The sequence below is a fragment of the Hoylesella nanceiensis DSM 19126 = JCM 15639 genome (genome assembly GCF_000379965.1).
Lineage (GTDB): Bacteria > Bacteroidota > Bacteroidia > Bacteroidales > Bacteroidaceae > Prevotella > Prevotella nanceiensis.
The window spans coordinates 270037-283803 of record NZ_KB904328.1 but is presented as its reverse complement, the minus strand read 5'-3'; the positions used below and the strand labels follow the sequence as shown (position 1 = coordinate 283803).

Here is a 13767-nt window from a genome sequence, read left to right as displayed (position 1 = left end):
GGATAAGATCTTTTTACTCTGTTGATGATCGAATGGAAATCAATTGAAGGTAGTTTGGAGGTAGATTTCGTCTGAAATCAATATAAAAAAGGTGTGAAGTGAAGTTCTTCTTTCATTGAAAATATTTTTCTTTCGCAGTGCTATAAATAAAAATAAGGACCACTATGCTCACGCACCAAGGTCCCTTTTTAAACTTAAAATATATTTAGTATTGAATAAAAAAATCTGTTCTTCCTTTATAAATTGCACATCCTCAGCCTTTAAAGGCACTTCGACAGCAACTTTAACTACATGTGAAATAAAGCAATCACAACAAAAACAAGAACGTGTTTTGCTGCGTTTTTATTGCATTCAACTCGAAATAAAGACCGATATATTCGCCGTTTTTCGTGGTTTTTTTGGTCAATTTCAACGTAGTAGTCTTATAAGTATATCAAATTAAAAGTAGAAACTACTGAAAAGAAAATGCACTTTTTTATAAAAAAAATAAATTTTCACCAGGTAAGGTCAGTATATGGGTCATAAAAACAGTGCAAAAATGCTATCAAATTGATAAAAAATCAAATCGCATTTTATATCGTTCAAAATTTCATTATTACGTATATTTTTTATATCTTTGCAAAGATATATTTACTGAAAAATAACATGTCAGAAAATCAAAACATAGAAAATAACTATTCAGCGAGTAACATTCAGGTGCTCGAAGGATTAGAAGCAGTTCGTAAACGACCTGCAATGTATATAGGAGACATTAGCGAAAAGGGACTACATCACCTCGTTAATGAAACAGTGGATAACTCTATTGACGAAGCAATGGCAGGTTATTGTACCGATATCGAGGTGACAATAAACGAAGATAACTCGATAACTGTGCAAGATAATGGTAGAGGTATTCCCGTAGATATGCACGAAAAGCTGCATAAGTCAGCGCTTGAAGTAGTTATGACCGTGTTACATGCGGGCGGAAAGTTTGATAAAGGCTCGTATAAAGTAAGTGGTGGACTTCATGGAGTGGGTGTTTCTTGTGTGAATGCCTTATCAACTCACATGAAATCGCAAGTATTCCGTGATGGAAAAATCTATCAACAAGAATACGAACAAGGCAAACCTCTCTACCCAGTAAAGGTAGTTGGCGAGACAACTCTTCGTGGAACACGTCAACAATTCTGGCCAGATCCAAGCATATTCACTACTACTATATATAAATGGGACATCATTTCACGTCGTATGCGTGAGCTTGCTTACTTGAATGCAGGCGTTAGAATTACTCTAACCGACTTGCGTTTAGATGAAGAAGGCAAAACACGTAGAGAGGTATTCTATGCAGAAGACGGCTTGAAAGCATTCGCAAGATATATCGATAGACACAGAACACATCTTTTCGACGATGTTATTTATCTCAAAACAGAAAAGAATAACGTGCCAATCGAAGTGGCTGTGATGTACAATACCGATTATTCTGAGAACATACACTCGTATGTTAACAACATTAATACAATCGAAGGTGGTACTCACCTCACAGGTTTTAGAATGGCTTTGACACGTACTTTGAAAGCATACGCAGACAATGACCCTGTGATTTCAAAGCAAATAGAAAAAGCAAAGATTGAGATTGCAGGCGAAGACTTCAGAGAAGGCCTCACAGCAGTGATCTCTATCAAAGTAGCAGAGCCCCAATTCGAAGGCCAAACCAAAACAAAACTGGGCAATAGTGAGGTCTCTGGCGCTGTACAACAAGCGGTTGGAGAAGCATTAGCCGATTATCTTGAGGAGCATCCAAAGGAAGCTAAGCTTATATGTGATAAGGTTATATTAGCCGCTACCGCACGTATTGCAGCCCGAAAGGCAAGAGAAAGCGTTCAAAGAAAGAACCCAATGACTGGCGGAGGCTTACCTGGTAAGTTGGCAGACTGCTCTAATAAGGATCCAAAAACATCGGAAATCTTCCTCGTTGAGGGTGATTCAGCGGGCGGTTCAGCTAAACAAGGCCGTGATAGATATAGCCAAGCGATCCTACCTTTGCGTGGAAAGATACTTAATGTCGAAAAAGTTATGTGGCATAAGGTATTCGAAAGCGAGTCGGTAATGAACATTATTCAAAGTATTGGTGTTCGTTTCGGAGTAGAAGGAGAAGACGATAAAGAAGCAAATATCGACAAGTTGCGTTACGATAAGATCATTATCATGACCGACGCCGACGTCGATGGATCGCATATCGACACCCTTATCATGACACTTTTCTATCGTTTCATGCCTAAAGTGATACAAGAAGGTCACCTTTATATTGCAACTCCACCTTTATATTTGTGCAGTTACAAGAACAAAGAGAAAGAATATTGCTACACAGAGCAGCAAAGACAGGCCTTTATTGATCGCCATACAGAAGGCAAAGACGACTCAAAGAGCATCCACGTACAACGCTATAAAGGTCTTGGAGAGATGAACCCAGAGCAATTATGGGAAACAACTATGAACCCTCAAACACGACTTTTAAAGCAAGTTACCATTGAGAATGCTGCCGATGCAGATGAAATTTTCTCAATGTTGATGGGAGATGACGTTGAACCACGTCGTGAATTTATAGAACAAAACGCTACTTATGCGAACATAGACGCATAAAAGCACACTATAACATGCCCTCTCTTACCCTCAAAGTACAGAGAGGGCATATTCGTTTCTACACCTCTTTATATAATAGTACTTGCGCCATAGCAATCTAAAAGCATTGCTTTTGCGGTGCAATCTCATTGCTTTTGACGAGTAATATCAATGCTTTTGAAGGGCAATAGCATAGCTTTCTCAGAGCAAGAGAAAAAGTTTTATAAGATAAGACAAAAGAGGATAGACAGCAAGAAAAAAACTTTTAGAAACCTACCTCAACCCTTCAACCTTTCAGTTGGAACAAAGGTGCAGTGAAAACCATCGCTGTTAAGAGTCTAAAGGCAGGTAAAGTAGATGTGAAGTGCAATAGAAAAGTGTATCAATTAACCTTCAAAGGCGCAAGAACTCAAAACATAAAGTTATAAATAACGTTCTTTTTAGAAAGGTATAGGGGCTTTTAACGGGCTTACTTGCACCTTTCTTTCAATCAATTTGTAGTGAAACAGAATTCAACTCGTGTGCAGATGTAAATCATTTGTAATGAGTTGCTTATCTAAATAGATGTAGATAGATGCGTGGTTTCGTTTGTATCATCGTTTTATTGCTCAACTCTTTCGCCCTAAAAGCGCAAGAAGGGGGCATTTATTGGATTACTCCTTCACGACAATGTTTTGCCGAAGAGGTGGTGTTTGTGCGCAATTTACCCATCGAAAGCAAGTCGTTAAAGGCAAAAATAACCATTGCAAGCGAGCAACAATTCACGCTTTTTGTCAATCAGCGCAACGTCTCTACCGCCGTGTTAGAGCCTTATCGCCCCTCGTCTCCATTGAGTGTCAAAGCCGAAAGCTACGACATCACCCACTTTTTGCACCCAGGCAACAACACCATAGCCATCGTTTGCACCCCTCAAAGCAATGCACTTTCGCAGGCAACTATCGCTGTTGATGGTGTAATAACCGACAAATGGAATCGCACCAAGCGTGTTATTAGTAACCAAGAGTGGTATTGTTTGTTTACAGGAGCATTTTGGAACGATAACGATCAATGGGTGATGAGCCAAGGAAATGTGCTTCATTCGCTTTTAGAAGACACCTCTTTTCAAATCCATTGCACGCCTGTTGTAGCCACAAAAGCTGCTTCTGCAGACTGGTTGGTGCCCAGTTGGACTCCAACTCACACCGAAACCCATTATAAAGTGGTGAAAACCCTCATTCCAAGACAGATCTATCACTCGTCAGATACGGCTCATTTCGTGTTCGATAAGCCTTTTAATGGCTTTATAAGAATTACCTTTCGAGACACTAAGTCGGGCGAATGGCTGTGTGCTAACAACGTGTTCTATAAGTGTTTAGGGGTTTACGACGAGCAACTTTCAATCAATAACGAGCGCAAGCAATATCAAGATGTAGTGATTTGGGGCGATAGTTTGTTTGCCACCTCGCAGATAACACGGGTCGAAGGACTTGCTGTTGAGCCTCAAAAGAAGGTTCTTTTTCAGCTCAGAAAGCATTAGTTCATTTGTTAAAACAAACAAAAGAAACACCATTTTTATGGCTCTCATAACGCTAAATTAGTATATTTGTAGAACAAGGGTATTTCAGTTGAAATACATCTACTAAGCCTTAACAAAGTAAGACTTTAAACATTAAGTATCAAAAATAAAGATAATAAGAATGAAATCGAAAGTAATATTGGATAACATCACGGTAGATACTATTCTAGAAAAAGGCCGATGCAGTCATATTGATCGTGACATGGTGATGCTTGAACATATCGACGACATGCCAAAAAGCAACCAACCACGCCGGATGGGTTGCCTTTTCTTAGCCATTTGTTTGCGTGGTTCAGCCTCATATACAGTGGATACCGTTCGCTATGACGTTAAAGCTAACGACCTAATCATCATCAGTGAGGGGCAAATTATCAGCGATTACACCGTCAGTCGTGATTGTATGGGTATGGCATTCATGCTTTCTCACCAGTTTTTTAACGACATAGTGAAAGACATTACCGAATTAACTTCGCTCTTCTTATTCTCAAGAACGCACCCCGTTTGTAACCTTTCATCTAACGAAGTTTATACCATTAACAGCTATTATGGCTTTATAAAGAACAAAACCGATAACACCGACCATCATTTTCGTAAGGACATCGTTCGCTCTTTGTTCACTGCTATGATCTATGACATCAGCAATGCCATTTATAGAATACAGAATTTTGGTAGCAGAAAGTATACAAGAGCCGAGGATATATTCAATAAATTCATTCGACTTGTAGAGCTTCATTTCCGCAGAGAGCGTCGAGTTAGCTGGTATGCAGATAAACTTGACATTACAGCTAAATATCTTTCAGAAAGTGTTAAGCAAGTAAGTAAGCGCACACCGAATGAGTGGATAGATAATTATGTAACCATTGCGCTGCGTGTTTTGTTGCGAAACACAAGCAAAAGTATCAAAGAAATTACCCAAGAAATGAACTTTCCGAACCAGAGTTTCTTAGGAACTTTCTTTAAAGAGCACGTTGGAATGACACCAAGTCAATATCGAAAAGGGCACAGCGAAGAATAGTTTGCAGTGCATTTAACCTTGGGTTAGAACGAAAAAATATAGTAATAGGGCGAGAAGAGCATCGATAAACGATTCTTTTCTCGCTCTCTTTTTGATGTCCTTGCTCTGTCTTTGTGGAACAGGTGGATAGACATTCATTTTCAGTGTGCGAGCCCTTGCGATGCACCTATGCCTTCCTTTTATTTGAAAAGAGGGTGAATAGGTTGTTTTGTTAACTTATTTTATCTTTTAAAGGTGGAAAGGTTGATTGCTGTTTGAAGTTGTTTTTGTGCCATTTTTACTCCTTATTTCTTTTTGTGGAGAGTGAAAAAGGAAGGCGAAAAGGGTGTGAGTGGAAGTAAAAGCGTTGCTTTTTTGAATGTAGAAGGAGAGAGGTTGAAAAGAAATGGAGGTGAGGTGAAAGAACCTTTGATGATAAATAGGCGATCAAAAGACGTAGTTCTTGTGCGATGTAAGGGTGATTTCTGCGTTCTTCTCGATAAATAAAGGTTTTTAGTGGGGTGATTTGAGACAGAAAAGGCAGTGTTTTTGTTATGAAAAAGCATCGTTTTTAGAATCGAAAAGCAATGTTATTGCACGATAAAAGCAATCCTTCTGCATTGTTTTTCGCCCTTTTTCTCTTTCCTCTTACATCGATATTGCCTTGCGCATCTTTTGAAAAATCATTCTCCTTGTTTCTCTTTTTTAAAATAAAAAGACAGAGAGTGTGTCTTGAATAAAATCAAAATTTTACGCTCTCTTTATTCTTCTTGTTTAAAATATATTAACTAATTAATAGAAAATAAGCGTTAAAATATTCTGATTGGTGGCGCAAGTGCAGTCTTGCTGTTTATCTTCTTTTGTCACTTCTTTGTAGTATTTTATAGCAAAATACACCTATTTATTGCAGATTATTCGTTATTTTTGCAATTAATACACGTGTTGTGAGTCTTTTATATCTATAAAAGGCGTGGGCAACATCGAAATAAAAACAACCTTTTTGCAAAGGTTATAAAATCCGAAAGTATGGCAACAGAAATACAAATCATCAATAAAAGCAAACATGCTCTTCCACAATATGCCACCAAACTAAGTGCTGGAATGGACCTAAGAGCCAACATCGACCAACCCATTGTGTTGCGTCCGCTCGAGAGAACCCTTGTTCCTACGGGCTTGTTTATGGCACTTCCCCCAGGAGTTGAGGCGCAAGTGCGTCCAAGAAGTGGCTTGGCTTTGAAGCATGGGATAACTGTTTTGAACACACCAGGAACCATTGATGCCGATTATAGAGGCGAGTTGATGGTGTTGTTGGTGAACTTTTCGAATGAAGATTTCGTGATTAACGACGGCGAACGCATTGCTCAGATGGTGATTGCACAACATTGTACTGCCGAATTTACGCTGGTTGAAGAACTCGATAGCACCGAACGTGGTAGCGGAGGATATGGTCATACAGGCGTGAAATAGTTGCTTTGAAAACATCACAGACACCGTTTTTAAACATAACGAACGATTTAAACCTAAAGGAGTAGCGAGAAATGAAAAAGAAAAACACTGGCTTAAAAACTCTTATTGCATTGGTTGTGCTTTTGGCAACCTGTGCTATTGAAGCGAATGCACAAGACAAAAAGACCTTAAGAAGTGAGGCCGTAGACCCCAATTCGCTATTGACCGAAAGCGAAAAGAATAGTAACTTCTACTTTCTCGACGCCGTTCGATATCATCTTAAAGCACAAGACGACTCGGCACTTGTGGCACTTAGTAAAGCAATTGAGCTGGATAGAAAAAACGAAAACGCTCTTTTTTATCGTGCAAGAATCAATGCAGAGAGCGGAAAAGATAGTCTTGCGCTCATCGATTGCGTTAAGGCTGTTGAGCTAGATCCCAACAATCGAGATTATAAAGACCTGTTGGGCTATTGCTATCTCAAACAACAAAAATTCGATAAAGCCATTCCTTTATACGAAGAAATGGTGAAAAACGATAGAAACAACACACAAACACTCAACCTATTGCTCTATATGTATCGTCAAAAAGAGCGTTACGACGATGTGTTACGCATCTTAACTGAACTCGAAAACATCAGCGGAAAGACCGAAGAATACATGCTTGCAAAGGTTCAGGTGTATGAGTTGCAAGGCAAAAAGAAAGAGGCTTACAACGTATTAAAGAAGTATGCCGAAGAGAATAAGGGCAATATCGACAACCAATTGATGGTTGCTAACTGGCTAATGAACAACGATCGCAAGAACGAAGCCTTTGCTATTTTCTCGCAGTTGTTGAAGAGTCACCCTGAAGATCCAGGCGTGTTAGAGTCGGTTTACGACTATTATGTGGCAACAAACAATGTTGCTAAGGCGCAAGAGATACAAAACGATATCCTTTTAAACGCTCAAACGCCTTATCAAACCAAAGAAAGTATCTTTAAACGCCTTCTTATTGAAAGCGAAAAGAATAAAGCTGATAGCACGGTGATGCTGAATCTGCTCGACAAGATGATTGCCGTTAATCCTAAAGATGCTCAGATTTTAGAGCTAAAGGTGGGCTATATGATTGTAAAACAAATGCCCCAAGACAGCATTAACGCTCTTTTAGAACGGGTGTTAGCCATCAGTCCGGGTAGAGATAACGTGCGTTTCGAGTTGATTAAAGATGCTTGGGATCACCAAAAGTGGGATCGTGTGATCCAATTAGCAAAAGAAGGCTTGACAAAGTCGCCCAGTTTCTTGGCTTATTACTATTTCCTTGGCTTGTCATACATACAGAAAGACCAGCCAAAAGAGGCGCTTCAAACTCTTTTAAAGGGTGTAGAACAAGTGAATAACGAAAGCGAACCAAAGGTAGTTGCAGACTTCTACTCTATCATTGGCGACCTTTATGAAAAGCAAGAGAATAGAGAAAAGGCCTTCGAAGCATACGAGAAGTGTCTTGAATGGAACCCCAATCACATCAATACGCTTAACAACTATGCTTATTTCTTAAGCGAAAAGGGTCAGGATTTGGATAAAGCTGCATCCATGAGTCTAAAGACTGTGATGGCAGAACCAAAGAATTCGACTTACTTAGACACCTATGCTTGGATCTTATTCATGCAGAAACGCTATCCAGAAGCATTGGAATATATCGAAAAAGCCGTTGCAAACGACCCTCAAGAGGGTATTAGTGCGGTGGTATTAGAGCACGCTGGAGACATCGCTTTCATGGCTAATGATGTGCAAAAAGCCCTTGGTTATTGGCAAAAAGCATTGGCAAAAGATGCCAATAACAAGCTACTTCAGCAAAAAATCAAACAAAAGAAATATATAAAAGAATAATAAAAAGAGCATTTCTACAATGGAAACGACCTGCGAAAGAGATGCTATGAAATCCTGATAACACAGGAAACGGATAAAAAAAGAAAGGTAAAGATTATGAAAGGAATAAACAATAAACAACGCAAACAACTGCAATTAAAAGCAATTACGATGTTCTCTGCGGTGTTGTTGCTTAGTGCTTGTGGCGCAAAAAAACAGCTTGTGAAAGACAATAGCACAGTGGTTGCAGTGAGCAACACCACAACTACAAACCAAGTAGCAAAGAAAGAGAACAGCGAAGCATTGCTTAAGCTTGCCTTTATACAGAAAGTTGCCGACACAAAGGTGTTTAGTGATAACATAACTGGATCGATGTCGTTCTCTTTGAACACAGGAAATAAAACCATAAACCTACCTGGTTCGATTAAAATGCGCAAGAATAAGGTTATTCGTTTGCAGCTATTTATTCCTTTATTAGGCACAGAAGTGGGTCGATTAGAGTTCACTCCCGACTACGTTCTCGTTGTAGATCGCTTGCATAGAGAATACATTAAGGGCGATTACTCACAGATAGACTTCCTTAAAGCCAATGGATTAAACTTTTATAGTCTGCAGTCTTTATTCTGGAACCAATTGCTTTTGCCAGGTCAAAACAATGTAACAGAAAGCGATTTAAAGAAGTATGACGTGAAATTAGCAAGCGATAACGCTGCTCAAAACGTTATTACTTTCTCGAAAGACAAATTCAAATACGAATGGAAAGCCGACAAAACAGACGGCAGAATAAGTGATGTTGCAGTGCAATACAATAGTGCCGACCACGGAACATCATTGCTAACATGGAAGTATAACAACTTTAAAAGCGTGGGAGTAAAGGCCTTTCCTGCTGAACAAGAGTTCCAGTTAAGCACCAATGCCATGCAAAAGCAAAAGCAGGCAACCATTAAAATATCGATGAATGAAGTAAAAACAGATAGCGATTGGGAAGAAACCACAACCCTATCAGATAAATATAAGAAGATAGAAGCACAAGACGTGTTGGGCAAAATCATGTCGGCAGGCTTTTAAAGTCAAACCCATTGCAAGGCAGAACCACAGCAACGAGCCCCAAAAATCAGGTTCGTTGGTTTGCAAAAGCCACTTTTTAAAGCACTTCTTCTTTAGATATAATAATGTAAAGACATTATAAATTAAAAATGAAAAAACAACTCTTAGCACTTCTTCTGGTTGTATTTACAATGAGTTTATCGGCGCAAACACGTCGAAAAGCAACCAATTCACGTCAGACAACCACCAAAAAAGTGACGACAAACAATAAGAAACGTACAACAACACCAAAGCGCCCTGCTGGCAAGAAGACAACAACTAAAGGCAAGGCACCCAGCTATTCAACCCCAGCCATTAAGGGGTTGCAAGCCGAACGCAATCAAATTCAACAGAAAATAAGGCAACAAGAGCAGGCATTACGTGCCAATCAAGCCGACGTTAAGAAGAGATTGCAAGACCTTTTAGTGCTCAATACACAGATAGACGAGCGCCAAAAGAACATAGAAGGCATACAAAAGGATATCCATGGCATTGATAATAATATCGGAATCCTCACTGTTCAGCTCCAAAACCTACAGAGTCAGCTCGATCAACATAAGGAAAAGTATATCAAATCGCTACAATATTCTGCCAAACATCATAATGTTCAAGAGAATATGATGTTCATTTTCAGTGCCGAAAGCTTGACACAGCTCTACAGAAGAATGCGCTTTGTGAAAGAATATGCAGCCTATCAAAAGGCACAAGGCGACATTATCAAGATGAAGCAACAGCAAATTGGCGAGAAAAACCAGCAACTAAAGGTGGTGAAAGGGCAGAAAAACACCCTACTTTATAAGGGACAGCAAGAGAAAAAGGCCTTAGAAGGACAGCAAGGCGAGCAAAAGAAGGTGGTAGCCTCATTGCAACAGCAACAAAAGACCATTCAAAGCGTCATTGCAGAACAACGCCAAAAGGACGCAGAACTCAATAAAAAGATTGATGCTCTCATTGCAGAAGAAGTGGCAAAAGCCCGTGCTCGTGCTGCAGCAGAGGCCAAACGACGTGCCGAAGCCGCTGCCGAAGCAAAACGAAAGGCTGAAGAATTGGCTCGAAAAAAGGCGGCTGCCGAAGCTGCTGCACGTGAGAATGCAAGACGAATTGCCGAAGCTAAGGCTCGAGAAGAACGCTTAAAGGCAGAAGCAAGGGCTGCAGAAAGAGCCGCAGATGCCGCTAAACGCAAAGAAGCAGAGCAGCTTGCACGTGAAGCAGAGGCTGCTCGTGTGGCCACAGAACGCAAAGCTCAGGCCGAAGAAGAGCGCAATCAAAGAGACATTTCGAATGCAAGAAAGAGCGTAGAAGATGCTCAACGCATGAATAGTGTCGACAGAATGATGAGCGGAGGCTTTGAAGCTAACAAGGGAAGACTGCCTATGCCGATCACAGGTAGCTACAGAATAGTGAGCCATTTCGGTCAATATAATGTCGAAGGACTTAAGAATGTGACCTTAGATAATAAGGGAATCAACATCTTAGGCAGCCCAGGTTGCCAAGCAAGAGCCATCTATGACGGTGAAGTGAGTGCGGTATTCGGATTCAGTGGCTCAATGGTTGTAATGGTTCGACATGGTGCTTACATCTCAGTTTATTGCAACTTGCGCTCTGTAAACGTATCGAAAGGACAGAAAGTGTCTACCCGTCAAACCTTAGGAGCAGTGGGTGCAGATAACATTTTGCAGTTCCAACTACGCCGAGAAACAGCGAAATTGAACCCCGAAGCATGGCTCGGACACTAAAATAAAAGCGCATTCGTAAAGCAATGGTATTGAGCAGGTTAGCCAAGAGCTGTGCTCATCGAAAATAAAAGCATAGCTATTGCACTGAAAAAGCATCGAGTTTGGCACCTAAAAGCAACGCTATTACAAACCAATAGCACTGCTTTTGCAAAGCTCTTTCACGTCCGTCGCAACACGGGTGCAATCATAACGAAAAATAAAAATAAAGAAATCAACAAATATGAACATAGCATTAATAGGGTATGGAAAGATGGGACACATGATAGAAGATGTGGCTCTGCAACGTGGACATCAAGTAGTTTGCAAGATAGATGTCGACAATCAAAACGATTTTGATAGCGAAGCATTTGCTAAAGCTGATGTAGCAATAGAGTTTACATCGCCCTCTACTGCCTATAATAATGTGAAAAAGGCATTCGAACACAATGTTAAAGTGGTGTCGGGAAGCACTGGTTGGTTCGAAGAACATAGAGATGAGTTAACAACTCTATGCGAAAAAGAAGGAAAAACCTTGTTTTGGGCGTCTAATTTCTCGGTTGGTGTGGCTATATTTGCAGCCCTCAACAAACGTTTAGCGCAACTAATGAACGGCTTTCCACAATACGATTGCGTGATAGAAGAAACACATCACGTTCATAAAAAAGATGCTCCTTCGGGCACAGCCATCACTCTTGCAGAGGAAATTGTGAAGCAATTAGATCGTAAGAAGCAATGGAAAAAGGGCTTATTGATTACCGAAGAGGGTGTAACAGAGCCTGATTACACCTTCACAACAAGCGATTTGCCCATCGATAGTATTCGTTTAGGCGAGGAAAATGGCACACACACCATTGCTTATGATAGCGAAGAAGATTTGATAACCATCACTCACAGTGCTCATTCTCGTAAGGGATTCGCACTCGGAGCGGTGCTTGCAGCTGAATATACTCAGCAAAATACGGGCTTATTGGGTATCAATAACCTTTTTAATTTTTAGAAAATAACACACATTCAACAAGATATTAAAAGAGAAATCATGGTTAGAAGAGAAGATAAAAAATTGAATATGAAGGTGCAATGGACTAAGTTTATTGTCGTTACACTGCTCTATTTGGCCTTTTTATACTGGGTTAAAAGTTGGTTAGGACTCATTATTGTGCCCTTTATCTACGACGCTTACATCTCAAAAAAGATTCGTTGGCAGTGGTGGAAGGATGCAGAAGCACCCGTAAGGTTCGTTATGAGCTGGGTAGATGCATTGGTGTTTGCACTCGTTGCGGTGTATTTTATCAACCAATTCTTCTTCCAAAATTACGTAATTCCTTCTTCTTCGCTCGAGAAGTCATTGCTAACAGGCGATTATCTCTTTGTAAGTAAGTTGAGTTATGGCCCCCGCATTCCTCAAACTCCATTGACTATGCCCCTCACTCAGCACACTCTTCCTTTGTTTGGTTGCAAGAGTTACATCGATGTTCCACACTGGGACTATCGTCGTGTCGATGGTCTTGGACACGTAAAGCTTAACGATATCGTTGTATTTAACTTTCCTGCGGGCGACACAATCATGAATGATTCACGCTGGCAAGCGGCAGATTACTATCAACAAGTGTATAGCTTGGGTAAGGAAATCTATGAACAAACAAGCCCAAACCCTGTTGATATTAACCTATTAAATACCGAACAGCAATATAATTTCTTTAAGGAACTATATGCAATGGGTCGCAATTACATTGCAAATCACCCTTCTGAATACGGCGATATCACTGCTCGTCCTACCGATAGACGTGAGAATTACGTGAAGAGATGTGTGGGATTGCCCGGTCAAACACTGCAAATTAAGAACCGAATTGTATATCTTAACGGTAAACCTATTAAGGAACCAGAGAATGTTCAATATACTTATTATGTGAAATTGAAGCAAACTTTGCCCGAAGAGTTGATCACTCAGCTCGGAATATCTAACGAAGATATTGCTTCTCTCAACACAAATGGTTATCTTCCACTTACCTATAAGGCTGCAAAGGTATTGGCTTCGCAAAAAGATTTGGTTGCAAGTATCCGCTTAAATACCGATACTATCACTGGAGATATCTATCCTTTGAACGCAGTTACAGGCTGGACACGAGATAACTACGGTCCTATTTGGATTCCAAAGAAGGGTTCTAGCGTTGAATTGAATATCAATAACATCGCAATATACGAGCGTCCGATTCGTGTTTACGAAGGAAACGACTTGAAAGTAATCAACGGAAAGATCTATATCAATGGCAAATTGGCTAATAAATACACCTTTAAATTAGACTATTATTGGATGATGGGCGACAATAGACATAACTCTGCAGACTCTCGTTACTGGGGTTTTGTGCCCGAAGATCACGTTGTTGGTAAGCCAATATTTATTTGGTTCTCATCTGATCCCGATAGAAATGGATTCAAAGGAATACGTTGGAACCGTATATTTAACATGGTAGACAATATTAAATAACACCTCTTTAAAATAGAAAGAGAAAAGAACAAAAGTCAGAA

At 40.1% G+C, this 13767-nt stretch carries 9 protein-coding genes; all 9 read left to right on the top strand.

The features are described 5' to 3' along the window. The first annotated feature begins 645 nt into the window (after positions 1–645). On the top strand, positions 646–2619 hold the full coding sequence (gene gyrB / locus A3GM_RS0104275) for a DNA topoisomerase (ATP-hydrolyzing) subunit B (protein WP_018362154.1): 1974 nt from the start codon (positions 646–648) through the stop codon (positions 2617–2619). Positions 2620–3172: 553 nt separating this feature from the next. Continuing rightward, positions 3173–4114 carry a hypothetical protein gene (locus A3GM_RS0104260; RefSeq protein ID WP_018362152.1) on the top strand — a complete coding sequence of 314 codons (942 nt, stop codon included), beginning with the start codon at positions 3173–3175 and terminating at the stop codon, positions 4112–4114. 160 nt (positions 4115–4274) lie between these two features. Continuing rightward, on the top strand, positions 4275–5168 hold the full coding sequence (locus A3GM_RS0104255; RefSeq protein ID WP_018362151.1) for a helix-turn-helix domain-containing protein: 894 nt from the start codon (positions 4275–4277) through the stop codon (positions 5166–5168). Positions 5169–6173: 1005 nt separating this feature from the next. Next, positions 6174–6614, top strand: coding sequence for a dUTP diphosphatase (gene dut, locus A3GM_RS0104250; protein WP_018362150.1), 441 nt, complete (start codon positions 6174–6176; stop codon positions 6612–6614). A gap of 71 nt (positions 6615–6685) precedes the next feature. Continuing rightward, complete coding sequence (locus A3GM_RS0104245) at positions 6686–8461, top strand: tetratricopeptide repeat protein (RefSeq protein ID WP_018362149.1); 1776 nt, start codon at positions 6686–6688, stop codon at positions 8459–8461. Between the two features lie 96 nt (positions 8462–8557). Continuing rightward, positions 8558–9508, top strand: coding sequence for a lipoprotein insertase outer membrane protein LolB1 (gene lolB1, locus A3GM_RS0104240; protein WP_018362148.1), 951 nt, complete (start codon positions 8558–8560; stop codon positions 9506–9508). A 128-nt stretch (positions 9509–9636) separates the two neighbouring features. After that, on the top strand, positions 9637–11262 hold the full coding sequence (locus tag A3GM_RS0104235) for a murein hydrolase activator EnvC family protein (protein WP_018362147.1): 1626 nt from the start codon (positions 9637–9639) through the stop codon (positions 11260–11262). 220 nt (positions 11263–11482) lie between these two features. Then, positions 11483–12238, top strand: a complete 756-nt coding sequence (gene dapB / locus A3GM_RS0104230; protein WP_018362146.1) for a 4-hydroxy-tetrahydrodipicolinate reductase — start codon at positions 11483–11485, stop codon at positions 12236–12238. A gap of 39 nt (positions 12239–12277) precedes the next feature. Next, positions 12278–13726, top strand: coding sequence for a S26 family signal peptidase (locus A3GM_RS0104225; RefSeq protein ID WP_018362145.1), 1449 nt, complete (start codon positions 12278–12280; stop codon positions 13724–13726). Positions 13727–13767 lie beyond the last annotated feature (41 nt).

Excerpts from the sequence above, each read along its gene's own strand:
- gyrB (WP_018362154.1), top strand. The coding sequence starts at position 646 with ATGTCAGAAAATCAAAACATAGAAAATAACTATTCAGCGAGTAACATT.
- A3GM_RS0104260 (WP_018362152.1), top strand. The coding sequence starts at position 3,173 with ATGCGTGGTTTCGTTTGTATCATCGTTTTATTGCTCAACTCTTTCGCC.
- A3GM_RS0104255 (WP_018362151.1), top strand. The coding sequence starts at position 4,275 with ATGAAATCGAAAGTAATATTGGATAACATCACGGTAGATACTATTCTA.
- dut (WP_018362150.1), top strand. The coding sequence starts at position 6,174 with ATGGCAACAGAAATACAAATCATCAATAAAAGCAAACATGCTCTTCCA.
- A3GM_RS0104245 (WP_018362149.1), top strand. The coding sequence starts at position 6,686 with ATGAAAAAGAAAAACACTGGCTTAAAAACTCTTATTGCATTGGTTGTG.
- lolB1 (WP_018362148.1), top strand. The coding sequence starts at position 8,558 with ATGAAAGGAATAAACAATAAACAACGCAAACAACTGCAATTAAAAGCA.
- A3GM_RS0104235 (WP_018362147.1), top strand. The coding sequence starts at position 9,637 with ATGAAAAAACAACTCTTAGCACTTCTTCTGGTTGTATTTACAATGAGT.
- dapB (WP_018362146.1), top strand. The coding sequence starts at position 11,483 with ATGAACATAGCATTAATAGGGTATGGAAAGATGGGACACATGATAGAA.
- A3GM_RS0104225 (WP_018362145.1), top strand. The coding sequence starts at position 12,278 with ATGGTTAGAAGAGAAGATAAAAAATTGAATATGAAGGTGCAATGGACT.